Consider the following 25365-nt stretch of genomic DNA (forward strand, 5'->3'; position numbering starts at 1 on the left):
GCGATGGGTACTGCATTCGTCGACATAGCACAAAACTGCGCGCCGATGGTTCAAATGGAAACTTTGGCCGCTGTCGTTAGTCTCGAGAGCAAGTTCCAGCCCTTCAATATTCGCATCAATAGCGGCAAGCCGCTTGCCGCGCAGCCGGCGAGTAAAGCCGAGGCGATCGAGATAGCGACATCGCTCATCGCGGGCCGTCAGGATATCCAGATTGGATTGGGTGGGATCGGCGTAGAACAGCTTCAAAGACTGAACCTTTCAGTTTCCGATGCCTTCGATCCTTGCCTGAATCTCAACGCTACAGCCACGCTTCTTGATGGCTATTATCGTCTCGCCCAACGTTTCGGCCGTAACCCGGAAGGTGCCGAGACGGTTATGCTTCAGTCCTATTATGGGCGAGACGATCCATCTCCAGGCGAAATGGTCCGATATGACGAACAGGTGCGCGACGAAGCAAAGCGCCTTTCATCAAGACTAAAGTCGCTCGTCCTCGTCGAGCCAAACCGGGAGGAAGCCCGGAAGGATCAGGCCAAGGAACAAGCGGCCGACAAAGTCGGCATAAAAATCACCCAAAACGAAGATCCCGTTTTGTGGGACGTGTTTCGTTCCAGGCGGCACTCTTCTGTTCTTGTTTTCCAGAATGACCGATCGGAGCAAAGTGAATGATTTCCAAGGCCAAAACGCGTCCCCTTGTCGCTTCCACGCTCATGGGCATCGCCATCGTTACGGCTTTAGCAGAGCCGGCTTTTGCACAGTCAGCTGGCATCGAGACCATACTTCAAAATATCGTCGATCTCCTGACCGGTAACATCTTCAGGCTGCTCGCGACGATCGCGGTCATCATTATCGCGATTGCGTGGATGTTTGGATATATGGATTTGAGGCGCGCGGGCTATTGGATCATCGGCATCGGGGTGATTGCGGGCGCTTCGGAACTCGTCGGCACTATTGTTGGCGGTTGATGTTCATGACAAGCATACCCGTCCTCGAAGAAGACACGCTGTTTTTGGCCTGCACGCGCCCGGCAATGATTGCTGGTGTGACCATGGAAGCGATGGGCATCAATGTCATGCTGACAACCATCCTCTATATCGCTGCCGGATCGATCACTTACGCCCTGGTTGGCATCGCCTTTCACTTGGTGTTCCGGAGCCTCGTAAAGCACGACCATAACATGTTTCGTATTCTGCTTGCGTGGGTCGAGACCCGTGGTCGTTCCCGCAACGCTACCTATTGGGGAGGAGCGACGCTTTCGCCGTTGAAACTTGTCCGGCGTTATGACGAAAGGGATCTGAGCCTTGCCTAGTCTTGCAACGCTGCGGTCCCGCGAACTTGGACCTGAGACCTTCATTCCCTATGTGCGCCACATTGATGCGACTACGATCGCACTCGAATCCCGCGCGCTGATGGCGGTGCTTGTGCTCGAAGGCGTTTCCTTCGAAACAGCCGATATTCTCGATCTCAACGGCCTGCATCGTAGTCTGAACACGCTCTATCGCAATATTGCCGACGAGCGACTGGCGCTTTGGACGCATGTCATTCGTCGCCGGGACAATGACTATCCCGAAGGGCATTTTGCCAATCCATTCTCCGATAGTCTCAATGCCAGGTACCGCGAACGGATGGTACGCGAGGACCTGTTTCGTAATGATCTTTATCTCACCCTTGCCTGGTATCCAAACCGCGGTCCAGTCGAAAAGGCAGCCAGTGTTCTCTCGCGTCTGCGCAAGGCGAAACGGTCCGGCGTTGAGATGGATGAAGAGGCACTGAAACACCTGCAAGACAAGGTCGTAGATGTTACGGCAGGGCTGAAGCGCTTTGGGCCCCGTATTCTGTCTCTCTATGAACAAGACGGTATCCTGTTTTCCGAACCGAGCGAGTTTCTTCACCAGCTTGTCGGTGGGCGGCGAGAACCGGTGCCTTTGACGGAAGGTCCGATCTCTTCGGCAATCTATTCGGACCGGGTGATTTTTGGCCGGGAGACAGTCGAAATCCGTCACGAAGCAGAAACCCGCTATGCGGGCATGTTCGGTTTCAAGGAATATCCAGCAACGACACGCGCAGGCATGCTCGACAGCATTTTGACCGCGCCATTTGAACTTATTCTTACCCAGTCCTTCGCCTTTACGTCCAAGGCAGATGCCCGCACGATCTTGGGTCGAAAGCAAAACCAGATGGTGAGTGCAGCTGACAAGGCGGCGTCGCAGATTGAGGAACTCAGCGATGCCATGGATGACCTTGAATCCAACCGCTTCGTGCTGGGGGAACATCATCTCGGCCTTTCGGTCTTCGCTCCGAGCGTGAAGGAACTCACTGACTATATGGCCAATGCGCGTGCTCATCTTACCAGTGGCGGGGCGGGTGTTGCCCGCGAGGATATTGGCCTTGAGGCAGCCTGGTGGGCGCAGTTGCCGGGTAACCTGCGTTATCGCGCGCGCTCGGGCGCGATAACATCGCGCAACTTTGCAGCATTGTCCCCCTTTCATTCTTATCCGACCGGCCAGAAGGACGGGAATGAATGGGGGGCAGCGGTTGCGATGCTAAAGACAGCTTCCGGCTCGCCATTTTATTTTAATTTCCATCACAGCGATCTCGGCAACACCTTCGTTTGCGGACCATCAGGCACCGGCAAGACGGTGCTCCTCAATTTTATGCTCTCGCAGCTCGAAAAACATGACCCGCATATGGTGTTCTTCGACAAGGACAGGGGTGCCGATCTCTTCGTTCGTGCCGCGGGTGGAACCTATTTGCCGCTCCAAAATGGCGTCTCAACCGGTTGCGCGCCGCTGAAAGCGCTCGAATTGACCGCAGAGAACAGGATATTTCTTGCGAATTGGATCGGTAAGCTGGTCGGAGCGGGGACGCGAGAGCTGACTGTCACCGAATTGCGCGACATCGCGTCCGCTGTCGACGGCCTCGCAGACCTTCCGGCCGAGCGCAGATCCATCGGCGCGTTGCGCACATTCTTGAACAATACCGATCCAGAAGGCATCGCCTCACGGCTCAGGCGGTGGGAGAGGGGTGGGCCGCTTGGCTGGGTCTTCGATAATGAGTTTGACGATATAGGGATTGGTGCGAAGTTCATCGGCTACGACATGACCGATTTCCTCGATAACGAGGAAATCCGCACGCCGCTGATGGCCTACCTGTTCTATCGCATTGAGCAGTTGATTGATGGCCGTCGGATCATCATCGTCATTGATGAGTTCTGGAAGGCGCTGCAGGATGAGGGTTTCCGCGACCTTGCCCAGAACAAGCTGAAGACCATCCGCAAGCAGAACGGTCTGATGCTCTTTGCGACTCAGAGTCCGCGCGATGCCATCGTCTCGCCGATCGCTCACACGATCATCGAGCAATGTCCGACGCAGATTTTTCTGCCCAATCCGCGTGGCGACCATGCTGATTATGTCGATGGCTTCAAACTGACCGAAGGTGAATTTGAACTGATTTCGCGAGAACTCTCTGTTGAAGATCGCCGTTTCATCGTCAAGCAGGGCCACAACAGCGTGGTTGCTGAACTCAACCTCAACGGTTTCGATGACGAACTCGCGATCCTGTCGGGCCGCACCGCGAATGTGGAACTGGCAGACGCCATCCGCACCGAGCTTGGCGACGGGCGCGAGGACTGGTTGACCGTGTTCCTGCAAAGAAGGAGGATATCATGATCCGCAATCGCAAAAAGGCATTATTCCTCAAGGCAGCTGCGCTGCTGGCGTCGGTCAGTTTTGCCGATGCCCAAGGTATTCCCGTTATCGATCAATCGGCGATCGCCAAGCAGATCGAGAGCATTGTCCAGCTCAAGTCGCAGCTTGATGCGCTGAACCAGCAGATCGAACAGGCACAGAAGCTCTATGGTTCGTTGAACAAGATCACCAACATGGCCGATGTCGCCAGTTTGCTGAACGATTCCTCAATCCGCAAAGCGCTTCCGCAGGACTTCAATGCCATCGAAAATCTGTTCAAAGGATCGGGCACCGGCAACTTCGGCAATGCCGCTTCCAAATTCCTGGAGAACAATTCCACCTATCGCACGAATGCCAATGATTTCTACGCGCAGGAACTTTCGCGCACCCAGAACAAGAATGCTGGGCAATTAAGTCTCGGGCAGCAGATTTATGACGCGGCTACCAAGCGTATCGACGGGATTGATGAACTGCGTCAGCAGATATCGGGCGCAGCCGACGCCAAAGAAATCGCCGATCTGCAGGCGCGCCTTCAAGCCGAAAGCGCGTTTCTTCAAAACGATGTCCTTCGCATGCAGGGTCTGAAGATGGTTCAGCAGGCTGAAGTCCAGGTCGATGAACAACGCAAGGCCGAAGATTGGCGCCAGCGCATGGATACGATGGGGGCTGCACTCAAATGAGGTGGTTCGGTTTCGTTATAACGACGCTACTGCTTGCGGCCTGCGCTCCTCAGGAAAAGATCTACACGGTTGATGAACTGGTCGCTGACGAAGCCTTGCTCGCGAAAATGATTGCCAAATGCCGTAACAATCCAGGCGAAATTTCCGACACGGCGAACTGTCGCAATGCAGAGGCCGCTGATGGCAAACTTCGGCTCGAACGTATGCGCAAGTCGCTCGGGGGCTAGGCCATGTATGAGGTGTTCAGCTTCGTTGACGGGCAGTTCAAAACCCCGCTCGAAAACTTCGTTTCCACTGGAACGTCCAATATTGCCAGCTGGGTCAGCGGTCCTTTGGCGGCAGCTTTGACCCTGTACATCGTCGTTTACGGCTATCTGGTGCTGCGTGGCTCGGTGCAAGAGCCGATCCTCGAATTTGCCTTCCGGGCAATCAAGCTCGCTATCATAGTGATGCTGGTCAGAAACGCCAGCGACTATCAGACCTATGTCACCAACATCTTCTTCGAAACGCTGCCGAAGGAGATTGCTCAGGCATTGAACACCGGAGCGACACCGAGTGCCTCCACCTTCGACAGCTTGCTCGATAAGGGCCAGAAATGCGCCTACGAAATCTGGTCTCGCGCTTCCTGGCCGGTTGATATCGTGACCGGCGTTGGTGGCATGATGGTGATTGGAGCGAGCTTCCTCGTTGCAGCAATCGGTTACATCGTCTCGCTCTATGCGCGCCTCGCGCTTGCCATCATTCTTGCAATCGGGCCGATTTTTATCGCGCTTGCCATGTTCCAACCGACACGGCGGTTTACCGAATCCTGGATCGGCCAGCTCGCGAACTTTGTCATCTTGCAGGTGCTGGTCGTCGCCATCGGCTCCCTGCTGATCACCTGCATTGATACGACCTTCACGGCGATTGAGGGCTACAGCGATGTGCTGATGCGACCGATCGCACTCTGCGCCATCTGCATCGCTGCTCTCTATGTCTTTTACCAGCTACCCGGCATTGCCTCTGCACTTGCGGCCGGCGGCGCATCACTGACCTACGGCTATGGTGCTGCGCGCGATGCGCATGAAGGCACACTCGCCTGGGCGACCTCGCACACAATCCGGTCGGTTCGTCGTCGGTTCAACCGAGTGAAGTGACCGTTCTACACGTATGAAACTGGACAGGTAATCGCAGATGATCCGCATTCTTTTGCCACTTTTACTGACCGCAAGTCTTTCCGGCTGCGCTTCACTCTCTCATCCGCTACCCAAATGCGATGGTCATGCCCGACGTCCATTGAACCGCTCTATGTGGCAATGGGAAGGCGATGCGAAACTGCAGAAATCGGCAAACGAGAGCATCGCGAACCCGTCAAGTAGCGCGGTTCCTTTCGCAGAGGAACGTGTTCCGGTCATGTCAGCTGCTTTTGCACACTTTGATATCGAGGGGTCCAAGCGCCCCTGCGAGGGCAGTTGAGATGGTAAATTCTGATAGCCTCAAGGATTATTTTGAAAAGGCACGCCGCTTCGATCAGGATCGGCTGATCCAAGTTGAACGCTCAAATCGCATTGCCTGGTTTGTCGCGATCTCGGCCAGTATCATTGCTGTTGTCTCCGTTGTCGCCATTGCTGGCCTCACGCCGTTGAAGACGGTGGAACCATTTGTCGTACGGGTCGACAATTCGACGGGGATCGTTGACGTCGTTTCAGCCCTAACCTCGACCGCCGGCACCTATGATGAGGCCGTCACGAAATATTTTGCTGCAAGATATGTTCGCGCCCGTGAAGGCTATGTCTGGAGTGAAGGAGAGGAGAATTTCCGGACGGTTGCGCTTTTGTCGACCCAGTCTGAACAAACGCGCTTCGCGGCGAGCTATCGGGGAAGCAATCCAGATTCGCCGCAAAATATCTATGGTCGGGGCGCCACCGCGCGGATCAATATTGTTTCGATCTCGCTGATAAACAAAAACGTGGCATCGGTGCGGTACATGCGCACCGTTACGCGCGGCGATGAAGTGCGCACTACGCATTGGGTCGCGACGCTTACCTTCGCTTACGCCAATGCACCGATGTCCTCCACGGACCGATTGGTCAATCCTCTGGGTTTCGCCGTCAGCGAATATCGTGCCGATCCGGAGGCTATCAATTGAGAAAGAAATTTCTGCCTGTTTTTCTCCTGGTCGCTGGCTTTTCCTCACCAGCCGTGTCTTTGGAAATACCGCGGGGTGCGTCTCAGGATAGCCGTGTCCGATTTATCGACTATCAGCCTTACAACATCACGCGGGTCGTCGGTACGCTACGCTCATCCGTGCAGGTCGAGTTCGCGGTGGACGAGGAAATTGCCCATGTGGCGCTTGGTAACAGTGTGGCCTGGGAGGTGGCGCCGGCTGGCAATATTCTCTTTCTCAAGCCGCGTGAAAATCAGCCCGTTACCAACATCTCGGTCGTGACGATGAGGCGGGACGGCTCGACACGCAGCTATCAGATGGAGCTGACAATCCGTGACGGCAGCGTTGAGGCCGGGCAGAACACTTATTTCTATCTGAAATACCGTTATCCGGCAGACGAAGCTGCGCGGCGCAAGGAAGACGCGGCTCTACGTGCCCGGGCCGCCCAGGCAGGCGAAGCTGATCGGGTTTTGTCCCTTCACGAGGCGTATGGGCCGCGGAATTGGCATTATTCCGCCCAAGGCGCACAGTCGCTTGAACCGCAGGCTATCTATGACAACGGCAAGGTCACAACCTTTGCCTTTGTCGGCAATCAGGAAATGCCGGCTATCTACATGGATAATTCCGACGGAACAGAAAGCCTGGTTCCAAAATCCGTCGACGGCAATCTCGTTCTCGTTCACGCGATCAGTCGCAAGTTCATTCTGCGCAGGGGCGGGGATGTGCTTTGCATCTTCAACGAGGCTTATGATCGTGTTGGCATCAATCCCGAGACAAACACGACATCGCCGTCCGTCGAACGCGTGGTGAAAACGCAGCCAGTTACGGCGCAATAGGAGGTATCATGGCGGACGAAGAAACCACGCAGATCCCCGGCGAACGTGCAGAAACATCGACCGGTCGGCGCATCGACAACAACCCAATCCTGAAGCGCGGCGCGGTCGCACTTGCCATCGTCGCATTTGTCTCCTTTGCGCTCTGGTCGATGCGCGGGAACAACAAGCCCTCCGAGACTGCACAGCCGGAGCGGGTTGTCATCCGGCAGACGTCGGATTTCGAGCCGGCCAAAGAACCGGTCCAGCCCGTGGTGGCTCCGTATAAACTCCAGCTTCCGACCCCGGTTCTGACAAAAGAGAAACCTGCTGACGACGACAAACTGCTCGATGCCGCGCGGCGCGCGCCCGTGATGGCCTATGGAGCCGAGAAAACGCAATCCGCCAAGCGACAACAGGGTGATGCCGGTGCCGATCCCGATGCAAATTATGTCCCGCTCGGGAACACGCCGGGCAGCTTTGGCGGCGAGCGCGAGAACGAAGATCAGCGCTTCAATCGCATGCTGACGCCAACGCGGTTGCAGGGCTCGCGCGCCGGTACGCTTGGCAATCGGGATTTTATCGTTGCGATGGGAACGTCCATACCCTGCGTGCTGGAAACGGCACTTTCTTCCGACCAGCCGGGTTTTACGAGTTGCGTCATCAACCGCGATGTTCTGTCCGACAACGGTCGGGTTGTGCTGATGGAAAAGGGCACACAGGTCGTCGGTGAATATCGCGAGGGACTTCGTCGCGGACAAAAGCGCCTGTTTGTTCTCTGGAACCGTGCGAAGACACCGAAAGGTGTGATCATTACATTAGCGTCACCCGCAACCGATGCTCTCGGTCGCGCCGGAATGGACGGCTATGTTGACACGCATTGGTGGGAACGGTTCGGCAGCGCTATCCTTTTGTCGATCGTGGGCGACGTCACATCCTATGCAACAAGCCGGTTGCGGGACGGCGACGTCGATGCGCAGAACACCACCAGTGCCGGTCAGCAGGCTGCGGCGATTGCCGTCGAACAGTCGATTAACATCCCACCAACCCTGAAAAAACACCAGGGAGGGCTTGTCTCAATCTTCGTCGCGCGGGATCTCGATTTCTCCAGCGTTTACGGGCTACGTGTGACGGAACCACGCAACCGGATTTACGACCGTGCCGTTCTCGGTGACTTTACGCCGGACTCCACGATTGTGACGAAATAGGTAAGACGATGATCGAAGCCGTAGATTCCGGCGTCGTGCGCGAACTGTTGTTGCCGCTGTCACCGCTTCTGCGTGATCGGTCACTCTATGAAATTATCGTCAACAGGCCGGGCAAAGTCATGACAGAAGGATCGGTCGGATGGCAGACACATAGCATACCGGAACTCACCTATGACCGGCTGATGCGCCTTGCGCGGGCGGTCGCAAGTTTTTCCGATCAGTCGATCAATGAAACCAATCCAATCTTGTCGGCAACCTTGCCCGACGATGAACGCATCCAGATCGTGGTGCCGCCGGCGACGATAAAGGGAACGGTGAGCCTCACCATCCGCAAACCATCCTCGGTGTCGCTCAGCCTTGACGATCTCGACGATGGGGGGCTGTTTGCCGATGTTCGGCATGTGGAAGAAAACCACGGGCAATTCGACCAACGATTGATAGAACTCTATCGGACCGGCGCAGTGAAACAGTTTTTGAGCGAAGCGGTGCTGGCGCGAAAGAACATCATTATCTCTGGTGCAACGGGATCGGGAAAAACAACGCTCTCCAAAGCGCTGATCAGGCACATTCCTGACAGTGAACGGATTATTTCTATCGAAGATACGCCCGAACTGGTAATCCCGCAGCCAAACCATGTTCGGCTCTTTTATTCAAAGGGCGGCCAGGGAATGGCGAGGATTGGCGCAAAGGATCTCCTGGAATCCTGTCTTCGTATGCGCCCCGACCGGATTTTGCTGCAGGAATTGCGCGATGGCTCCGCTTTTTACTATATCCGTAATGTAAACTCCGGGCATCCCGGTTCGATCACCACAGTGCACGCGGATTCAGCGCGTCTGGCCTTTGAGCAACTCACATTGCTGGTGAAGGAATCGGAGGGCGGAAGCGATCTTGAGCGAAAAGACATTCGTGAAATGCTGACAATCGCGATCGACATCATCGTTCAGTGCAAACGGGTCGATGGGCGGTTCCAGGTGAGCGAGATTTACTTCCGCGATGTAGCTGTGTCTGACGCGAAATTCTAGATCACGACGTCATGTGTGATCACTTACCATCTTGCTCAGCGCTGCAGAGTATCGCGAATAGCGTCGGCAAACAGGATGCCGGCAGGAGGCGGTGAGGGTGGCGGCCAGCAAAGAGGGAGAGGGGGGAAGGGGAGTTCGTGGTGGATTGTGGTTGTCGGAGAAAGGCTCCGGCCATTCCGTCACGGAGAAAAGATATGGCACAGGCCATCCAGAAAATCACGCTCAATGCCGGACGTGACATCCCATTCGACAAGCTCGTCTTGAGCCAGCAGAATGTCCGTAAGACCGAGGCGGGCGTCTCGATCGAGGAGCTTGCCGAAGACATAGCCCATCGCGGGCTGCTGACCAGCCTCAACGTCCGCGCCGAGATCGATGCCGACGGTAACGAGACCGGAATTTACCGCATCCCTGCCGGCGGTCGTCGCTATCGCGCACTCGAACTCCTGGTCAGTCAGAAAAAGCTGTCGAAAACGGCCGCAGTTCCATGCATCATCAGCAAGGGCGAAACCCCTGAAGTCGAGGATTCGCTTGCCGAAAACATCAGGCGCGTCGACCTTCACCCGCTAGACGAGTTCCGGGCGATCATGACGCTGCGCGAACAGGAGCTCGATGAGGAGGAGATTGCCGCTCGCCTCCACATGTCGGTGGCAACGGTGAAGCAGCGCTTGCGCCTCGCATCGATCTCGCCACGACTTCTGGAACTTTACGCGAATGACGAGATGAAGCTCGGGCAGGTCATGGCATTCTCGATCACCAATGATCACGCTCGCCAGGAACAGGTTTGGGACACGGTTTCGCGGACCTATGGTCAGGATGCCAATTATATTCGTCGCATGCTGACCGAAACCGCGATCAGGGCCACCGATCGCCGGGCCATCTATGTTGGCACCGATGTTTACGAGGCTGCTGGGGGCGTGGTCATGCGTGACCTGTTCGAACCGGACAATGGTGGATGGCTGCAGGATCCGGCGCTGCTCGAACAGCTCGTGATCGAAAAGCTGACCGCCGACGCGGAAGTGCTCAAGGCTGAAGAAGGTTGGAAATGGGTCGAAGCGGCGTTGGACTTCTCTTATGGCCATACCTCCGCTCTTCGCCGGTTCTACGGCAAACAGGCGCAATACTCTGAGGAAGAGCTGGCGCGCCACGACGCCCTGAAGGCGGAATACGACAAGCTCGACGCCGAATATGCCGAGGCGGAAGAGGTCTGCGAGGAAACCGAGGCCGGGCTTGAGGCACTCGGCAACGAACTCGATGTGTTGAACGACCGGCCCTATGTCTTTGATCCGGAAGAGGTCTCCCGCGGTGGCGTTTTTATCTCACTTGCCGTCAATGGGGAACTGAAGATCGAACGCGGTTTCGTTCGACCGGAAGATGAGCCCATTGCCGAGGCGGAAGCCGACGATGGTGATGGTCATGGCGGAAATGATACCGTTGCAGCCTCGACGAATGGTGGAGTTTCGCTTAACGGCAGGCCTGCGAGCGTCGAGGAGCCGGAGGACGATGATGGTAAGCTGCGCGCGCTTTCCGATCGTGTTGTCGAAGATCTTACAGCCGCCCGCACTGTCGCCCTTCGCAATGCGCTGGCGAACGACCCGGTGGTGGCCTTCATCGCGGCTCTCCATGTTGCGGTCCTCAAGATCTTCTACAGATACGGGGCAGACTCGTGTCTGGAGGTCACGCTACAGCATACCACCTTCGGCCAGACCCAGGGACTGGGCGATACGGTATGGGTGAAGGAGATTGAACAGCGGCAGGAATCGTGGGGTTATGATCTCCCTGCGAATGCTGACGAGGTCTGGGATTATCTGATCAAGCTCGATGAACCGAGCCGCATGGCGTTGTTTGCCCATTGCGTCTCGTTGTCGGTCAACACCACGGTCCAGGCGTGGAACAGGCGGGTCACGGAAAATGTCCATGCCCGGCAGCTCGCGATCTCGCTCGGATTTGACATGGTGGAGGCGGGCTGGACACCGACGGTCGACAACTATCTCGGGCGCGTGACCAAGGCGCATATCCTGCAGGCGGTTCGCGAGGCGAAGGGTGAGCAGTCGTCCCAACTCATTGATCACCTGAAAAAGCCCGACATGGCGCGCGAGGCTGCCCGATTGCTGGAAGGCAGCGGATGGCTCCCTGAAGTTTTACGGCTTCCGGTTGCCGAAACCACTGTGGTCGCCGAGATCGGTGCTGAGGTGACGGAAGATGGTGTCGAAGACAATACCTCCAAAACCTCTGATGCCGATTTGCCGGCTTACTTGACCAAAGGCGAGGATGCGGAAGAGGCTTCCATCAATCCCTCTGACGATGGTGAACAACTGGAAGCCGCTGAATAGCCGCGTCTGGATCGTCCCAACATAGAATCCCGGGCCCGGTCAATAAGCCGGGCTCTTTCAGTTTTTGGACATTGGACACAAGCATGTCCGTCATGCACATCTATTAACGCGCCAGTAAGGCTTCAGCCCTCTCCTGCTCGATTGGGACGCAGAGTAGGTCGGCGATCTGCCCGGTATGACTGGTGAAACAAGCGCATCGGCGTCTCTACGCACTCAGCGCAGCAGCCGCCGTTCGAGAAAGGACTGCATGTCACGCCGACCATCCGCGACGCAATAGACGATCACATTCTCTCCGATGATGCGATAGATCATCCGCCAGGGCTTGTGATGCAGCTCCCGATAGTCGGTGATGCCGAGACCGGTGAGTTCCTTCGGAACATTTCCCTTGGCTGGCAAATCCTCGAGCCCCAGACAGGCATACTCGATTTCGCCGAGAATCCGTTCGGCAGTCTCGATGCCATCCCGGCTGGCGAGGAAGCGGTAGAGATCTTCAAGATCCCGTTCTGCATCCTCGGTAAACAGAACTTGATACGGCATCAGGCGCTAGGCTTCGACAGGCGTGCACGAAGGCGTGCGAAGGTTTCTTTCGCAGGGCGGACCTTCCCGTCCTCCACCTGCTTGTTCGTTAGCGCCAGCACCTTCAAAAGCGCCAGCGTTTCCTGCGTTTCTTCGTATTGCGTAACGTCCTGAAGCACGGCTTTCGCCTCGCCATGCAATGTGATCACCACCGGCTGCCGGTCGTCGGCGAGTTGGCGAATGACCTCCGGTGCATGCGCCTTGAGGTAACTGATGGGTTTGACCTGTTCCGATAGTTTCATAGCTGTGAACTCCTTTTGACCAGAATATAGACCTTTAATGGTCTTTCTGGAAGCGATTATTGCGAAGTCGCAAGAGGGGAGAAGGGTCGTTTGCGCGTGGGCGGTTGCCGTAGGGCCGGAGAGAAGGTTTCAGGGATCGCCTGCATTGTCGTGCCAGGCTGACGGCGACGTCACCCATTCTTCCGGCACCAGCCCGGCTGACCGCGGAAGCGATCAGCCGGGCTCTTTCATTCTTTTTAGGAGACTTCAGCATGAACACTATGATTTCCAGCCCGCTCCAGACCCAGCGCCCGGCATCGACCGGGTTCAAGGTCGATATTTCCCGCGGCGAACGCATAGGGCGGGTGTCGTCCGAATGGTTCTCACGCCCGGACGATGAGCGCTTTTTGTCGCTTCTTGATCTTCATCACGCCGTCAGCATCCGAACCGAGCGTGCCCGGGTTCGCACCATCGAGACCGCCGACATTCGTGTCGAGGCGACGCGCGACAATGCAGAGCGCATGTCCCTGATCGTACCCGGGGGGCGTGAGCCGCTGGCACCAACGCACTGAAGCTACGGGCAACTTTGCAGCCTGGTTGGCGCACCTGCGAGTTATATGCGCCAGCTTCCCGCGCCACTCGCCGCCATCAACCTTCAACATGGGCTCCTCAGCCACAAGGCCGAAATGGTCAAAACTCTGGAGATGGACGACGGTCGTCTCGAGCTGCGGGCGGTGACCGGTCCCGAATATGGCCGCATATGGGATCATGAGCTTGTTGCCGCCGTGATGAAGATCGCGGGCAATGGCACTGGCGATACCATGTGGAAGGTGCCTGGAACCTTGGATTGGGAAACCATGACGCACAATCCTTTCGTGGATGTGACAAGGGACACCACCACGCTTTACGCGTCGGACAGGGACGTATTCCTGTTTTTGGTGGACGATACGCACCCCATCGAAGCCGGACGCCTGCCGAACGGCGAACCCGATCTTTATTTTCGTGGGTTTTATTGCTGGAATAGCGAAGTTGGCAGCAAAACCTTGGGAATTGCGAGCTTTTACCTGCGGGCAGTGTGTGCCAACAGGAATTTGTGGGGTATCGAAAATTTCGAGGAAATTACCATCCGCCATTCGAAATTCGCTGCGCAGCGTTTCGCGCACGAGGCCGCGCCGGCACTGACGACCTTCGCAAATTCCTCCCCCGCCCCCTTCATCGCCGGCATTCGCGCGGCCCGAGAACGGGTGGTCGCCCGCAATGATGAGGACCGGCAGACCTTTCTGCGCCGCAGGGGTTTTTCCAAGGCTGAAACCGGCAAGATCATCGAAACGGTTTTATCCGAAGAGGGCAGGCCGCCCGAGAGCATTTTTGACTTTGTGCAGGGCATTACCGCACTGGCGCGGGGAAAGTCGCATCAGGATACTCGGCTCGAACTCGAAGGTAAGGCGAAGAAACTGCTCGAAAGTGCTGCCTGATCATGACAACTCACCACAAATCCGCATCCATCCCTTTCATCGCCCGGCCATCGTGTGCCGGGCGTTGCTGCTCTGGAGGACCGAAATGTCAACTGAATTCTCTTTCGCCGAAGAACGTTCGATGTTCAGGACGGAAGCACTCTCTCCCCTGCAGTCGGGTTGCCTGAAGGTTGCGCTGGATCGACATTATCGCTTTGATGGTGTCGTCAAGGCACTACGCTCTCATATCGAGCAATCGGCGGAGTCTAGCCCGCTCGAATTATCCGAGAGCGACGGCATGATCAGCTACACACGCATCAGGTTCAATCGGATGGGCTCTTGGCAGTTAACAAGGCGCTATATCGCCCGCCTCAAGGCGAAGCGCTGTTTCTATGTGAACGACTGGGTGATACCGATTGTGCCGGCGTCGGCGTCGGATGACGGCTCGTCCGTGCTCGCATCAATCATGCTGGCCATTTCATTGGCAGCGACCTGATTGCTTGCCGCTTTCAGGTCAATGGCGCCCCAGATTGAGTTTTGTTGGGTAGACTGACGCCGCCGGTTCTTGAACTCGACGATAAATGGCTTTTTCTCAGGCTTCATAATGCTCCGGCTGACCGTGGCGGATGGATTTTCCGGTAGGAGGTGTTCTTATTCGCCGCATCCTGTCAATGGTTGAGGCTCGGATTCCCGGATCAGGGGAGCCGGGGAATTTCGCCTTCCGCCACGCGCCAGACCCACGGAGTGATCTCAGGTCGTGTCTCGATCATGTCGGCAAGCGCCCGCTCGTACGCGTCATCAGCGCCTGGAGGAACGATGAACATCGCGACCGGTGCCGGCTTCTGTTCCGGCATCGTCACCGACACGATCGGCGCATCCCGCGGGAGGTTAAAACGCAGCCCCTTGACGATCTTTCGCTTCAGGTGGCCGAGTTTCTCTAGCAGCCTGAGCTCGTGAATGTTCTCGAACGGGAGCCAATGATCATTGACCACCATCAGCGCGACCTCTTCCACCGAGGCGATGCCCGCGACCGAAATACCGAACGTGGCAATGACAATCAGGTGGAACGCCTCGTTGGAGCGCCACAGTTCGAGCTCGATCTCATAGCGGGCCGCAAGCCGCCGCCACGCTCCATCCTCAATCATCAAGGGGAAGGGCATGTGCCGCGCAACGATTTTCTGCCCTTCGCGGGCCGGGGAAAACTCCTTCACCTCAGCCACGATCATCATCAATTTCCGTGGTCCCGACCCTGTCGTCTGTATCCTCTTGAGTGCAGCTGCTCGCCGGGCGGTAATGCCATCCTTGTCCTCCGGCTGAAAGACCTCCGGCACGTAGAGCATATCACTCAGGGAACCGCCCCTCGCCGACATCTGTGAAGCGGCGTTGACAAGGTTCGCACGGACCCGGCCCCAGCCACGCCGGCCAACCCAGGTCGAGCGCCACTCGGTCAACTCGCCCGCTTCCCAGAGATAGTGGAGCATCGCCTTCAACGACAGTTTCCGCGGCTCGCTGCGGATACTCGATTCGGACGCTTCCGTCGGCGTCGTGGGTGCAGCCCGCGGACTGCGCTTCGTCAGCGAGAAGTCCAATTTCAGTTCAGCTCGGCCGCTGGCGTCGATCTGGATCGCACTGCCGAACAACGGGCCAAGGCCGGAAAGTTCGTAGGGGGGTTCGTAGGATGGGCAGGTCGGATCATGCTCGCGCCCCGATAGAGGCATCCGCTTGACAAGATACTGGTCCTCGACGCGGGCGATGTACATCGGTGAGGAAGGGTCCTTGCACAAGCACATTGGACGCAGCCGCTGTTCGTAAGCCTGAGCGAGAACTTCCTGCAGTTCAGGGTCAGCTTCTTCGATCAAGCGATTGCCGATTGCGAACTTTCGCATCCATGTTCTCCTTCTCCAGCATCGAGCTTATACCGCCAATAGGTATTTTACTAACGAAAACTAGTCAGTAAAGAGTGGGATTACGCTTGCAACCTTCGTGTCAGGACTAAAATGCCGAAATCGCTGCGGCCGCGAGGGACAGGAAGTAGAACACGGGAAAAGAGGGGAGTTGGGTTGGTGAAGGCATGGCCCGGTCGAGATGGGAGAAAGCGCGTTTCGACACGGGTTGTCGTCAGCGCGTTCCGGCCTGAACGGCCGACTAGCCGCATCCACGCCCCCTCTGCCCGGTAATTGCCGGGCATTTCCGTTTCAGGAGAGCAACATGACCATTCCTGTACTCGATTTTTGCCAACCAGCCGCAGCTCCGGTCTTTCTGAATTTCCGCTCTGAGGCTGTTCGGCCTGTCTGCTTCGCGATTGTCTACTGGGACGGCCCCGGCGATACGCTCTACGCTTTTGGGGATCGCAATGCCTTCGAGCGGCAACGTGCGGCAGCCGAGCGTCAGTTCGCCCATGTTCAGGAATTGTCGGTCGAGGAAGCCGTCGATTGGGTTGTTGCCGGTGGCAAGGCTGTCTTGCATGAGGTGTCGACGGGCGGCGTGGCGGTCTTCTGCAGCCTCAAGCTCGCGGCTGACGGATATGGGACCCAAGGTGTGACGGAAACCTGACCACCGGCGAATGTGCCAGACGCCTCAAGGCTTCGCCGGTATCATCGCGGTTACTGCCTCAATTTTGTCGATCCAATCCGCTGCGGTTAGGTCGGTCCAGGATATGATCTTTCGAATACGATCGTATTCCTCCTGAATGTTCCGCCGAAAAATCGGTTCGTGATGGGCTATTCGGTTGCGCAAGTCGCGGATCTTGAAGAGCGTGTCATTGCCTTCCCCCTGCAACTGCTGGACTGTTCTCGCGTGATCCATATTCGGAAACACTGCCCGGAAATGGACGTTCCAGATCGCGCCGTCATGGCCATGAGTGAGCATCTTTTCCCAGAATACGAAGTTCAGTTCGGCGACGATTTTGCCTGATGTCGGCAGCGAGCGGAGGCCTAGCAGGTTGCGACGCGGGCTGTATCCAGTCGGTGGGTTGCGCAAACTGATTTCGAAGCCCCGCTCCCACAGCCAGTTTTGCCCATTTCATCAGGCAGACCCGAGGAATTATGCCCGCTGAATTCTTCCGCCATCGGCCTATCCCTCAAAGAGTAGGGCAGCATAGTCCGACGCACCATGAAGAACATGGACAATGACCACCTGTTCAACTCGCACATGGTAGAAAATCAGATAATTCCCGTGCACCCGGCGGCGAATGCCGTAGCTTTCATATCGCGGCACCAGAGAAAACGCCAAGGGGTTAGCGGCTAATGCTTCGCACTTGCCGCGCAATTCCTGGACGAATGAGAGCGCTCGGCCTGGATTATCTTCGGCAATGTCGTCCGCGATTTGTTCTAGATCGCTTTCCGCTTCGTCTGAAAATTCGACGATCATGCGGACTGTTCATCCTTCGCAGCCATCGCGCGATATTTGGCTTCAAGACGGTCTAACACTTCACCGGCTGGCTTTGTGCGGCCAGCGTCTGCATCGGCAAGCCCGCGCATAATTGACGCGTCGAGTGCGGCCAACTTCGTTTCCCTGTCCTGCACAAGCCGCACACCTTCACGCAGCACTTCACTTTTCGAACCATAACGGCCCGTTTCGACAAGCTGCTGGACATAGCTTTCGAGCTGCTTGCCTAAATCAGCACTGATCATATTGAAATCTCCGTCGAATGAATCCACAGAGATATAGCAGAATTATCAACTATTATCAATGACAATCAGATTTTTCCGTCACATTCAGGCGCACCCTGCCGTGACAACTGAACGTGACCGTCCCCGACCGTCACAATAGGGTTGATTTTGCCCCTCTGTGACAGACTGGCTTAGAAGCCACCCTAAAGTTACAGCTTCTTGGTTTGTTCTTCGAGTTGGCCAAAATCGCGCGTTCGGGTTGACTGGGCCGATAACGGCTGGCTTCAGGAAGGCTGACGATCGTTCGGAAGACGCAAGGTCCCCAGACTTGCCGGTATCGGCGCCATTGTTCCGACAGTCATCGATTGCCAGCGCTTTCGCGGCCACCAACACGCGGCTGACCGAAACTGCTGGCCGATGCGAATCTCGCCGATTGCTCGGTTCGCGGCGTCCTGCTCGTCGTCAGTCTCGATGATAGAAGTGTGGGTAATAAGGAAACATGGCATTGGCTCATATATCGCTTTTTTCTCTTGCTCATTGATCACACCGAGAAAACCGTCAAGCCAGAAACAGGATTTCGGGAGAGCCGACATGTCAGCATGATCGGGTTCCCGCCGGCGTGTCGGCACGGTTCCGACGAAGCAAAGAGGGAGAGAAGGGCCTGAAAAGGGGGCCTGCCGGGGTTTGGAGAGCGTCCGGGCGGGTGTGTCCTCTCCCGCTCCCAACAGGATTTCCCATGAACGTGGTCCCGACCCCTGCCGCGAACGCGGTCGCCGCTTCGCTTGTTACCTCGAGCCGTGCAGACTTTATCCTCGATTCCGGCCGTGAGCTTCTGCCGTTTCTAGAGCGCGGCCAAACCATAGGAGCAGCCGATCTCCGATCCATTCTGATGAATGCTTTCGGCGGCTCAGACGCCGAAAGCTTCTGGTCTTGGAAAGACGCTTATGAGGCGACAGAAGTGGCCCAGATCCTGTTTCTGCGAAAGTTCGGCGGGGCAATCAGCTCCCGCACGAACGCGCGTCAGGCAACGTTGGCCATGTTGACCAAGGTCGCAGGCCTGATCCCCACCCACACCCGACGCTCCGAGGAAAGCCAGCAGCTCCAACAGTTTTCCACGCCAATGCCGCTCGCCTATGTCGCTGCTCGTGCTGCCGGTATCATGCCGGGTGATGTGGTGCTCGAACCGTCGGCGGGAACAGGGCTTATGGCGGTCTTCGCGCAACTCGCCCGTGCACGCCTGGTGCTCAACGAATATGCGCCGCTCCGTCACGATCTTCTGACCCAGTTATTTTCGGGATCATCAGTTACGCAGTACGAAGCCGCCCACATCGATGACTATCTCGATCGTGCGGTGCTCCCGACCGTCGTGCTGATGAACCCGCCGTTTTCTGCCGGTGTTCATGTCGAGGGCCGCATGGCCGACGCGGCATGGCGTCATCTGGCCTCCGCCTTCAGGCGGCTTGTTCCCGGCGGACGGCTGGTTGCGATCACCGGCTCCAGCCTTTCTCCCGACAATCCGAAATGGCGGGACGCATTCGTCCGACTTCAGAGCCGCGGCACGGTTCTGTTCAGTGCAGCAATCGATGGTGGCGTCTATGCTCGCCACGGCACGACGATGGAAACCCGCCTCACGGTCATCGACAAGATTGCCGCCGCTGATCCGGCAAATCTGGTTGAATCGCGTGGTGCCGCCCCCGATCTGGAAACACTGCTTTCTTGGATCTCTGGTCTTCCGCCCCGCTCACCTTCAACCGCGCCAAACTCTATCGGCGCGCTCTCCCACGGAATATTAAACGCCTGTGCGGCGAAAATGGCCGCTCGCAAAGCTGCCGACACCATGCGACCCGCAGCTGTGATGGTCCCGGCAAGTCGCCCTTCAGCCGCTGCTGCGCCGCGTTTGGCGTCCTCAGCTGTACCCCGGATCGACGATGACGTTGTTGAACTCTCTTACGAACTGCGCGATGGAGCGACGAATGTCCGCGTCGATGTCGCTGAAGGAATATACGAACCCTATCAGTTGCGGGCGATCCGCATTCCGGACGCCAAACCACACCCGGACAAATTGGTCGAATCCGTAGCAATGGCGTCGGTCGCGCCGCCCAAACCAAGCTATCGGCCACATCTGCCGAAGCGCATCGTCACTGGCGGCGACCTCTCCGACGCCCAGCTCGAGAGTGTGATCTATGCCGGTGAGGCCCACTCCGGCTATCTTGCCGGCCACTGGAGCGTTGATGCCAGTTTCGACAACCTGAAAGCCGTTACCCCGGAGACGGAAGGCGTTGTTCGTTTTCGTCGGGGCTGGTTTTTAGGTGATGGCACGGGAGCTGGCAAAGGCCGCCAGGCTGCCGGTATCATCTTGGACAATTGGCTGAAGGGTCGTCGTCGTCATTTGTGGATCTCGAAATCGGAAACCCTGATTGAGGATGCGCAGCGTGACTGGAGCGCGCTCGGCCAGGAAAAACTGCTGATCACGCCACTCTCACGCTTCCGCCAGGGCAAACCGATCAAACTCGACGAAGGCATCCTCTTCGTCACCTTCGCCACTTTGCGCACCGACGAGCGCGAGGGCAAGCGATCGCGAGTGCAGCAGATCGTCGACTGGCTGCGTCAAGAGGCTGGGAGCAGCGAAGCCGCGTCAGGGAATGCAGAAGGTTTCGACGGCGTCATTATCTTCGATGAAGGTCATGCGATGGCTAATGCCGCAAGCGGCAAAACCGACCGCGGTGAAAAGTCTGCCTCGCAGCAGGGTCGCGCCGGTCTTCGCCTGCAGCGTGCTCTTCCCAATGCCCGCGTCGTCTACGTTTCCGCCACTGGCGCATCCGAGGTCGAGCAACTTACCTATGCCGAACGCCTCGGCCTCTGGGGTGGCGCGGACTTTCCCTTCTCGACCCGCTCTGAGTTTATCGCGGCGATCGAAGACGGCGGCGTGGCGACGATGGAGGTTCTGGCGCGGGATCTCAAGGCCATGGGCCTCTATGCCTCGCGATCCCTGTCCTTCGAGGGAGTCGAATATGACATCCTCGAACACGAACTGACCGAGGAGCAAGTGCGCATCTACGATTCCTATGCGGAAGCGTACCAGGTCATTCATAATCATCTCGATCAGGCGCTGGAGGCTTCCGGCATCACGTCCAGCGGCTGCACCCTCAACAAAAATGCAAAGGCGGCTGCACGCTCCGCCTTCGAAAGCACCAAACAGCGCTTCTTCAACCATCTCCTCACCTCGATGAAGACGCCGGCGCTGATGAGTGCGATCAAGCAGGATGTCGAAGAGGGCCATGCGGCGATCATCCAGATCATTTCCACCGGCCATTCTCTGATCGAACGCCGCCTCGCCGAAATCCCGACCGCGGAATGGAACGACATCCAGGTAGATGTCACGCCGCGTGAGATCGTCGCCGAATATCTCAACCATTCTTTCCCGACCCAGCTCTTCGAGGAATATTCCGACGCCGAAGGCAATCTCCTGTCGCGTCCGGTCTATGACACCGATGGCAATCCGGTCCTTTGCCGCGACGCCGTCGCCCGCCGGGATATGTTGCTTGAACGGCTCGGCAGCCTTCCCGCCATTCCAACGGCGCTCGACCAGATCGTCCAGAAATTCGGCAGCAGCCAGGTCGCCGAGATCACAGGCCGCCCGCGCCGCATCATCCGGCGCGAGGATAGCGACACGATCGACCGCTTCGCCGTCGAAAGCCGACCGGGCAGCGCCAATATCGACGAGACCCGCGCCTTCATGGACGATGAGAAGCCGATCCTGATCTTCTCTGAAGCGGGCGGGACTGGACGATCCTACCATGCCGATCTCGGCGCGAAGAACCAGCGTCTGCGTCTCCACAATCTCCTGGAAGCTGGTTGGCGCGCGGACGTGGCAATCCAGGGGCTCGGCCGCAGCCATCGCACCAACCAGGCGCAGCCGCCGCGCTTCCGCATGGTTGCCACCAATGTGAAGGCCGAACGAAGGTTTTTGTCGACGATCGCCAAGCGCCTCGATACGCTCGGCGCGATCACGCGCGGGCAGCGCCAGACCGGCGGTCAGGGCATGTTCCGCAGCGAAGACAATCTCGAATCCCAATATGCCCGCGATGCGCTCAGGCAGTTTTACAAGTTGGTTCATGCCGGTGGCATCGACGGCTGTTCGCTGGAAAAATTCGAGGCGATCACCGGTCTGTCGCTGACGGCGCGCGAGGGTGGTCTCAAGGACGAATTGCCACCTATCCATACGTCTCTGAACCGAATGCTTGCGCTCACCATCGCCATGCAGAATCTCCTGTTCGACGCGTTCGAGCAATTGCTGGCCGCGCGCATCGAGGGCGCGATCGCCACCGGTGTCTATGACAAGGGGCTGGAGACCCTGACCGCGGACCGAATGACGGTGAAGAACCGGCAGCTGATCTACACCCATCCGGTCACCGGGGCGCAGTCGCATCTGTTGACCATCGAGCGCATGGATCGTAACAGGCCGATGTTGCTCGCCGATGCTTTGAGCCTCGCCGCCCGCGATCCGCACGCTGTGCTGATGATCAACGGCAAGTCCGACCGCCCGGCGGTGCAGGTTCCGACCCGCTCGGTTATGCTCGACGACGGTTCGATCCAACCGCGCGTCGCACTGATCCGGCCAATGGACGAGATCCGCTTCGAAATGCGCCAGCTGGAAGAAACGAACTGGGAAGCGGCGGGCGAACAAGACTTTTCGGCCGCATGGAAGACGGAAGTCGCCAGCCTTGCCGAATTCTCGGTGTCGACCATGCACGTGGTTTCGGGCCTCCTGCTGCCTATCTGGAAATTGCTGCCGCAGGACTATTGCCGGGTCTATCGCCTGCAGACCGACGAGGGCGAGCGTATCGTCGGACGTCTGGTCTCGCCGGATGGATTAACGCGGCTTTGCCGCAACTTCGGGCTCGACAAGACGGAGGTCGTCACCGACGCTGATGTCTGGCAGTCGCTGCTCGCAGGCTCCTCGGTGGTCGCACTTGCCGGCAATATGACGCTCAGGCGTGTCCGGGTGATGAACGACTATCGCGTTGAGCTCAACGGTTTCACCGACGGCATGCGTGACAAGCTCCGGTCCTTCGGCCTGTTCTCCGAGATGATCGCCTGGAAGGTCAGGTTCTTCATTCCGACCTCGGGTGAGGGGTCGGCTATCCTCACCCGTCTCATCGAACAGCATCGCATTATCGACGTCGCTGGCCGGGGATAACCACAATGTTGTCCGCGTCCGATCTTGCGGACTGTCTCGCACAGGATGCCGAGGCGGTCTGCCGCTATTATCTTTCCGCCGGCCGAAGGGCCGGCAATTACTGGATCGTTGGCGATGTCGCCAACAGCAAAGGCAAGTCGCTCTATGTCCATCTCTCCGGTCCACGCAAGGGCAAGTGGGCGGATGCGGCGACGGCTCAGTATGGTGACCTGCTCGATCTCGTGCGGGAAACCTGCGGACTAGTCGATTTCCGCGACGTGGCCGAGGAGGTGCGGCGATTTCTAAACCAACCCCGTCCTAGTCGCGTGTTGTCCCAAAGGGCCGGTGCTTGTGCCGATCCTCCGATTGACAGACCTGCAGATGAACGGGCCCAACGTCTGTTCCGCATGACGCAGCCGCTTGCCGGCACGCTGGCCGAAAGCTATCTGCGCCAGCGCGGCATCCTGCAGGCGGCACAGCATCCCGCGCTCAGATTTCATCCATCGTGCTACTATCGCGATCTCGCAACCGGCAGGACCAGCAGCTATGCGGCGTTGATCGCTGCCGTGACCGATCGCTTCGGAACGATCACCGGTGTGCATCGCACCTATCTCGAGCGCTCCGGACTGGATCCGAGCAGCATTGGGAAGGCACAGGTGGATACGCCCCGGCGTGCTCTTGGTGGCCTGCTCGGCAATGCCGTACGTTTCCGCTTCCCTGTCTTTGGCCCCGTACCCGTCACGATCGTCGGCGAAGGCCTTGAAAGCATCCTGTCGCTCGTCGCTGTGATGCCCGCAATGCCGATGGTCTCTGCATTGACTGCCAATCACCTCGCCGCCTTCCGGCCGCCGGATGGATGTGAGCGCCTCTACATTGCCGCCGACGCCGACGCTGCCGGCCGGCACGGCATCGAGGGATTGAGCCGTCGTGCGCAATCGCTCGGCATCCTCTCGCTCGTGCTTACCCCGCAACTCGGTGACTTCAACGAGGATCTGCGCCAGCTCGGGGCGGACCGGCTGATCGCCAGTCTTCGGGCGCAAGTTCTCCCGGAAGATGCTCAGGCTTTTCTGTCAGCGTGATCGGGCCGTGATGGGGAGGCGAGGCGCGATTTTAGCGGCACGGGTTGGTTGGCAGGTGCAATGCTGGTCGCCGCCCGGATGGGCGCGCGCCTGCGGGCCTGCCGAGAGACGACCCTTACCATGCGGCGGGCAGGACTTCAGCGGGTCGGGCAGGTTTCTTCCCCTGACGGATCGCGATGCGACCCGTCATTCCTCGCGGGGCAAGAAACCCTTCCTCCGCCGCCCGGCGCTTCGCTGGGCCGCGGCGCAGAACGCCGCGGTTCCGGCTTGCCACCGCATGGACAGGGATCGCCGTCAGGCCGCGAGAGGCGCGGCGCAAACCGACGGAGACCATCATGAACCTCTTGCTTGCCAACGACGATGCCTTTGAGCCGCACCACGAATCCTCGCCAACCGACCGCTGCATCTACGAGATGCAGCTTTACGGCCACCGCCCGTTCCAGGACGAACCGGACCCGCGACCGCTACCCGAGGAGCCGGTCGTTCGCTCGGCGCTGACCGCGATCTTCGACGCCTTGTTCGAGATGCTCGGCGATACGCGGCTCGAACCCGATCTCGAGGACCTGCTCTGGTCGGTGCCCAACCTCTTCCACCGCGCTGGCGAGCGCATCCAGCGAGAACTTCGGCGCAACGAGGACGCGCAGCGTACCGAACAGGGGGAGCAGGATGGCTCGGAGGTCAAAAGTGTCGAGCTGGAGCGGCATGTCGCCGAAGGCATCACGCTCCTCGAACGCCGCAATGCCTTCGAGTTCATGCGCGACTTCGCAGCCGATCTATTCGAGGCGCAGACCGGATCAGCATGGCGGCCGCGCACCGGCTCCAAGGTCAGTCACGCCAACATGACCGCAGCGATGATCGACTCCAGAGACTTCCTCTCCGCCCGCCGGCGTGCCGAGACCGAGGTGTTGATCCCGGCAGGCACCAAGATCGCCTTTGGCGGCGGTATGGATTACAACGATCATGAGCAGGTTTGGGCTGCACTCGACAAAGCCTATTCTAAATATCCAGATCTGGTCTTGATGCATGGTGGCTCGCCCAAGGGAGCCGAACGTATCGCTGCTTGCTGGGCAGAAGCGCGCAAGGTGACGCAGATCGCCTTCAAGCCCGACTGGACGAAACACGCCAAGGCGGCACCGTTCCGCCGCAACGATGCCATGCTATCGGTGATGCCGACAGGTGTCATCGTCTTTCCTGGTTCCGGGATCACCGGGAATCTTGCCGACAAGGCCCGTCGGTTCGGGATCCCGGTCTGGCAGTTCTCAGGAGACGGCGCTTGAGCGCCGTTTTCTTGCAAATCTGGCAAGTCGGGAGATCATCTCACTCATGCAGGATGGCGACAATAGATGCAAATGATCGCCACATCC

25 protein-coding genes and 1 pseudogene are annotated in these 25365 nt (G+C 58.0%); 19 read left to right on the top strand and 7 right to left on the bottom strand.

Annotated elements, in window-relative coordinates; all coding sequences use genetic code 11:
• The first annotated feature begins 3 nt into the window (after positions 1–3).
• From JAU75_RS12685 to JAU75_RS12740, 13 genes are all read left to right on the top strand, one after another.
• On the top strand, positions 4–666 hold the full coding sequence (locus JAU75_RS12685; protein WP_199056874.1) for a lytic transglycosylase domain-containing protein: 663 nt from the start codon (positions 4–6) through the stop codon (positions 664–666).
• Positions 663–962: a TrbC/VirB2 family protein gene (locus tag JAU75_RS12690; protein WP_199056875.1), complete on the top strand. Its 300-nt coding sequence runs from the start codon at positions 663–665 to the stop codon at positions 960–962. The genes JAU75_RS12685 and JAU75_RS12690 overlap by 4 nt, the downstream gene beginning before the upstream one ends.
• 5 nt (positions 963–967) lie before the next feature.
• Positions 968–1306 carry a type IV secretion system protein VirB3 gene (locus tag JAU75_RS12695; RefSeq protein ID WP_199056876.1) on the top strand — a complete coding sequence of 113 codons (339 nt, stop codon included), beginning with the start codon at positions 968–970 and terminating at the stop codon, positions 1304–1306.
• Complete coding sequence (locus JAU75_RS12700) at positions 1299–3665, top strand: VirB4 family type IV secretion system protein (RefSeq protein ID WP_199056877.1); 2367 nt, start codon at positions 1299–1301, stop codon at positions 3663–3665. The genes JAU75_RS12695 and JAU75_RS12700 overlap by 8 nt, the downstream gene beginning before the upstream one ends.
• The gene (gene virB5, locus JAU75_RS12705) at positions 3662–4363 is read left to right on the top strand and encodes a P-type DNA transfer protein VirB5 (protein ID WP_199056878.1); all 702 of its coding nucleotides are present in this window, start codon (positions 3662–3664) and stop codon (positions 4361–4363) included. The genes JAU75_RS12700 and virB5 overlap by 4 nt, the downstream gene beginning before the upstream one ends.
• Complete coding sequence (locus JAU75_RS12710) at positions 4360–4590, top strand: EexN family lipoprotein (RefSeq protein WP_199056879.1); 231 nt, start codon at positions 4360–4362, stop codon at positions 4588–4590. The genes virB5 and JAU75_RS12710 overlap by 4 nt, the downstream gene beginning before the upstream one ends.
• Positions 4591–4593: 3 nt before the next feature.
• The gene (locus JAU75_RS12715) at positions 4594–5499 is read left to right on the top strand and encodes a type IV secretion system protein (RefSeq protein ID WP_199056880.1); all 906 of its coding nucleotides are present in this window, start codon (positions 4594–4596) and stop codon (positions 5497–5499) included.
• A gap of 37 nt (positions 5500–5536) precedes the next feature.
• The gene (locus JAU75_RS24085; protein ID WP_247880475.1) at positions 5537–5818 is read left to right on the top strand and encodes a hypothetical protein; all 282 of its coding nucleotides are present in this window, start codon (positions 5537–5539) and stop codon (positions 5816–5818) included.
• Between the two features lies 1 nt (position 5819).
• On the top strand, positions 5820–6491 hold the full coding sequence (locus JAU75_RS12720) for a virB8 family protein (RefSeq protein WP_199056881.1): 672 nt from the start codon (positions 5820–5822) through the stop codon (positions 6489–6491).
• Positions 6488–7345, top strand: a complete 858-nt coding sequence (gene virB9 / locus JAU75_RS12725; RefSeq protein ID WP_199056882.1) for a P-type conjugative transfer protein VirB9 — start codon at positions 6488–6490, stop codon at positions 7343–7345. Before JAU75_RS12720 ends, virB9 begins: the two co-directional genes overlap by 4 nt.
• A gap of 8 nt (positions 7346–7353) precedes the next feature.
• Positions 7354–8529, top strand: a complete 1176-nt coding sequence (virB10, locus tag JAU75_RS12730; RefSeq protein ID WP_199056883.1) for a type IV secretion system protein VirB10 — start codon at positions 7354–7356, stop codon at positions 8527–8529.
• A gap of 8 nt (positions 8530–8537) precedes the next feature.
• Positions 8538–9551, top strand: coding sequence for a P-type DNA transfer ATPase VirB11 (virB11, locus tag JAU75_RS12735; protein ID WP_199056884.1), 1014 nt, complete (start codon positions 8538–8540; stop codon positions 9549–9551).
• Between the two features lie 194 nt (positions 9552–9745).
• A complete protein-coding gene (locus JAU75_RS12740; protein ID WP_199056885.1) occupies positions 9746–11881 on the top strand; it encodes a ParB/RepB/Spo0J family partition protein in 2136 nt (711 codons plus the stop codon).
• A 213-nt stretch (positions 11882–12094) separates the two neighbouring features.
• Here JAU75_RS12740 and JAU75_RS12745 read toward each other — a convergent pair whose 3' ends face one another.
• Entirely contained in the window at positions 12095–12418 is a 324-nt protein-coding gene (locus JAU75_RS12745; protein WP_182522102.1) for a type II toxin-antitoxin system RelE/ParE family toxin, read from the bottom strand.
• Positions 12418–12699 (bottom strand): type II toxin-antitoxin system Phd/YefM family antitoxin, encoded by a 282-nt coding sequence (locus JAU75_RS12750; RefSeq protein WP_199056886.1) that lies wholly within the window; start codon positions 12697–12699, stop codon positions 12418–12420. Before JAU75_RS12750 ends, JAU75_RS12745 begins: the two co-directional genes overlap by 1 nt.
• 251 nt (positions 12700–12950) lie before the next feature.
• Between JAU75_RS12750 and JAU75_RS12755 the strand changes: the two are divergent.
• Positions 12951–14153: pseudogene (locus JAU75_RS12755) on the top strand (DUF932 domain-containing protein).
• 85 nt (positions 14154–14238) lie between these two features.
• Positions 14239–14628 carry a hypothetical protein gene (locus JAU75_RS12760; RefSeq protein ID WP_199056887.1) on the top strand — a complete coding sequence of 130 codons (390 nt, stop codon included), beginning with the start codon at positions 14239–14241 and terminating at the stop codon, positions 14626–14628.
• A gap of 199 nt (positions 14629–14827) precedes the next feature.
• Here the strand turns inward: JAU75_RS12760 and JAU75_RS12765 are convergent, their stop codons facing one another.
• The gene (locus JAU75_RS12765) at positions 14828–16018 is read right to left on the bottom strand and encodes a DUF1173 domain-containing protein (protein ID WP_199056888.1); all 1191 of its coding nucleotides are present in this window, start codon (positions 16016–16018) and stop codon (positions 14828–14830) included.
• A gap of 322 nt (positions 16019–16340) precedes the next feature.
• Here JAU75_RS12765 and JAU75_RS12770 point away from each other — a divergent pair, with 322 nt between their 5' ends.
• The gene (locus JAU75_RS12770; RefSeq protein WP_199056889.1) at positions 16341–16685 is read left to right on the top strand and encodes a hypothetical protein; all 345 of its coding nucleotides are present in this window, start codon (positions 16341–16343) and stop codon (positions 16683–16685) included.
• 24 nt (positions 16686–16709) lie between these two features.
• Here the strand turns inward: JAU75_RS12770 and JAU75_RS12775 are convergent, their stop codons facing one another.
• The 3 genes from JAU75_RS12775 to JAU75_RS12785 form a co-directional block, all read right to left on the bottom strand.
• The gene (locus JAU75_RS12775) at positions 16710–17111 is read right to left on the bottom strand and encodes a hypothetical protein (RefSeq protein ID WP_199056890.1); all 402 of its coding nucleotides are present in this window, start codon (positions 17109–17111) and stop codon (positions 16710–16712) included.
• A gap of 93 nt (positions 17112–17204) precedes the next feature.
• Positions 17205–17501, bottom strand: a complete 297-nt coding sequence (locus JAU75_RS12780) for a type II toxin-antitoxin system RelE/ParE family toxin (protein WP_199056891.1) — start codon at positions 17499–17501, stop codon at positions 17205–17207.
• Complete coding sequence (locus JAU75_RS12785; RefSeq protein WP_199056892.1) at positions 17498–17764, bottom strand: type II toxin-antitoxin system ParD family antitoxin; 267 nt, start codon at positions 17762–17764, stop codon at positions 17498–17500. Before JAU75_RS12785 ends, JAU75_RS12780 begins: the two co-directional genes overlap by 4 nt.
• A 715-nt stretch (positions 17765–18479) precedes the next feature.
• Between JAU75_RS12785 and JAU75_RS12790 the strand changes: the two genes are divergently transcribed.
• Together JAU75_RS12790 and JAU75_RS12795 are read left to right on the top strand one after the other, a co-directional pair.
• Entirely contained in the window at positions 18480–22943 is a 4464-nt protein-coding gene (locus JAU75_RS12790) for a strawberry notch-like NTP hydrolase domain-containing protein (RefSeq protein ID WP_199056893.1), read from the top strand.
• Positions 22944–22948: 5 nt separating this feature from the next.
• Positions 22949–24001, top strand: a complete 1053-nt coding sequence (locus JAU75_RS12795; RefSeq protein WP_199056894.1) for a toprim domain-containing protein — start codon at positions 22949–22951, stop codon at positions 23999–24001.
• 115 nt (positions 24002–24116) lie between these two features.
• On the opposite strand, the gene JAU75_RS12800 is transcribed toward JAU75_RS12795, so the two are convergent.
• Entirely contained in the window at positions 24117–24338 is a 222-nt protein-coding gene (locus JAU75_RS12800; RefSeq protein WP_199057076.1) for a hypothetical protein, read from the bottom strand.
• Between JAU75_RS12800 and JAU75_RS12805 the strand changes: the two genes are divergently transcribed.
• Positions 24337–25278 carry a DUF2493 domain-containing protein gene (locus JAU75_RS12805; RefSeq protein WP_199056895.1) on the top strand — a complete coding sequence of 314 codons (942 nt, stop codon included), beginning with the start codon at positions 24337–24339 and terminating at the stop codon, positions 25276–25278. The genes JAU75_RS12800 and JAU75_RS12805 overlap by 2 nt on opposite strands.
• The last annotated feature ends 87 nt before the right edge of the window (positions 25279–25365 follow it).

The organism is Ochrobactrum sp. Q0168 (assembly GCF_016427605.1).
Lineage (GTDB): Bacteria > Pseudomonadota > Alphaproteobacteria > Rhizobiales > Rhizobiaceae > Brucella.

What these genes read in the sequence shown, in the direction of transcription:
- JAU75_RS12685 (WP_199056874.1), top strand. Translation starts at nt 4, where the DNA reads ATGGGTACTGCATTCGTCGACATAGCACAAAACTGCGCGCCGATGGTT.
- JAU75_RS12690 (WP_199056875.1), top strand. Translation starts at nt 663, where the DNA reads ATGATTTCCAAGGCCAAAACGCGTCCCCTTGTCGCTTCCACGCTCATG.
- JAU75_RS12695 (WP_199056876.1), top strand. Translation starts at nt 968, where the DNA reads ATGACAAGCATACCCGTCCTCGAAGAAGACACGCTGTTTTTGGCCTGC.
- virB5 (WP_199056878.1), top strand. Translation starts at nt 3,662, where the DNA reads ATGATCCGCAATCGCAAAAAGGCATTATTCCTCAAGGCAGCTGCGCTG.
- JAU75_RS12710 (WP_199056879.1), top strand. Translation starts at nt 4,360, where the DNA reads ATGAGGTGGTTCGGTTTCGTTATAACGACGCTACTGCTTGCGGCCTGC.
- JAU75_RS12715 (WP_199056880.1), top strand. Translation starts at nt 4,594, where the DNA reads ATGTATGAGGTGTTCAGCTTCGTTGACGGGCAGTTCAAAACCCCGCTC.
- JAU75_RS24085 (WP_247880475.1), top strand. Translation starts at nt 5,537, where the DNA reads ATGATCCGCATTCTTTTGCCACTTTTACTGACCGCAAGTCTTTCCGGC.
- JAU75_RS12720 (WP_199056881.1), top strand. Translation starts at nt 5,820, where the DNA reads ATGGTAAATTCTGATAGCCTCAAGGATTATTTTGAAAAGGCACGCCGC.
- virB10 (WP_199056883.1), top strand. Translation starts at nt 7,354, where the DNA reads ATGGCGGACGAAGAAACCACGCAGATCCCCGGCGAACGTGCAGAAACA.
- virB11 (WP_199056884.1), top strand. Translation starts at nt 8,538, where the DNA reads ATGATCGAAGCCGTAGATTCCGGCGTCGTGCGCGAACTGTTGTTGCCG.
- JAU75_RS12740 (WP_199056885.1), top strand. Translation starts at nt 9,746, where the DNA reads ATGGCACAGGCCATCCAGAAAATCACGCTCAATGCCGGACGTGACATC.
- JAU75_RS12745 (WP_182522102.1), bottom strand. Translation starts at nt 12,418, where the DNA reads ATGCCGTATCAAGTTCTGTTTACCGAGGATGCAGAACGGGATCTTGAA.
- JAU75_RS12750 (WP_199056886.1), bottom strand. Translation starts at nt 12,699, where the DNA reads ATGAAACTATCGGAACAGGTCAAACCCATCAGTTACCTCAAGGCGCAT.
- JAU75_RS12760 (WP_199056887.1), top strand. Translation starts at nt 14,239, where the DNA reads ATGTCAACTGAATTCTCTTTCGCCGAAGAACGTTCGATGTTCAGGACG.
- JAU75_RS12765 (WP_199056888.1), bottom strand. Translation starts at nt 16,018, where the DNA reads ATGCGAAAGTTCGCAATCGGCAATCGCTTGATCGAAGAAGCTGACCCT.
- JAU75_RS12770 (WP_199056889.1), top strand. Translation starts at nt 16,341, where the DNA reads ATGACCATTCCTGTACTCGATTTTTGCCAACCAGCCGCAGCTCCGGTC.
- JAU75_RS12780 (WP_199056891.1), bottom strand. Translation starts at nt 17,501, where the DNA reads ATGATCGTCGAATTTTCAGACGAAGCGGAAAGCGATCTAGAACAAATC.
- JAU75_RS12785 (WP_199056892.1), bottom strand. Translation starts at nt 17,764, where the DNA reads ATGATCAGTGCTGATTTAGGCAAGCAGCTCGAAAGCTATGTCCAGCAG.
- JAU75_RS12790 (WP_199056893.1), top strand. Translation starts at nt 18,480, where the DNA reads ATGAACGTGGTCCCGACCCCTGCCGCGAACGCGGTCGCCGCTTCGCTT.
- JAU75_RS12795 (WP_199056894.1), top strand. Translation starts at nt 22,949, where the DNA reads ATGTTGTCCGCGTCCGATCTTGCGGACTGTCTCGCACAGGATGCCGAG.
- JAU75_RS12805 (WP_199056895.1), top strand. Translation starts at nt 24,337, where the DNA reads ATGAACCTCTTGCTTGCCAACGACGATGCCTTTGAGCCGCACCACGAA.
- JAU75_RS12800 (WP_199057076.1), bottom strand. Translation starts at nt 24,338, where the DNA reads ATGATGGTCTCCGTCGGTTTGCGCCGCGCCTCTCGCGGCCTGACGGCG.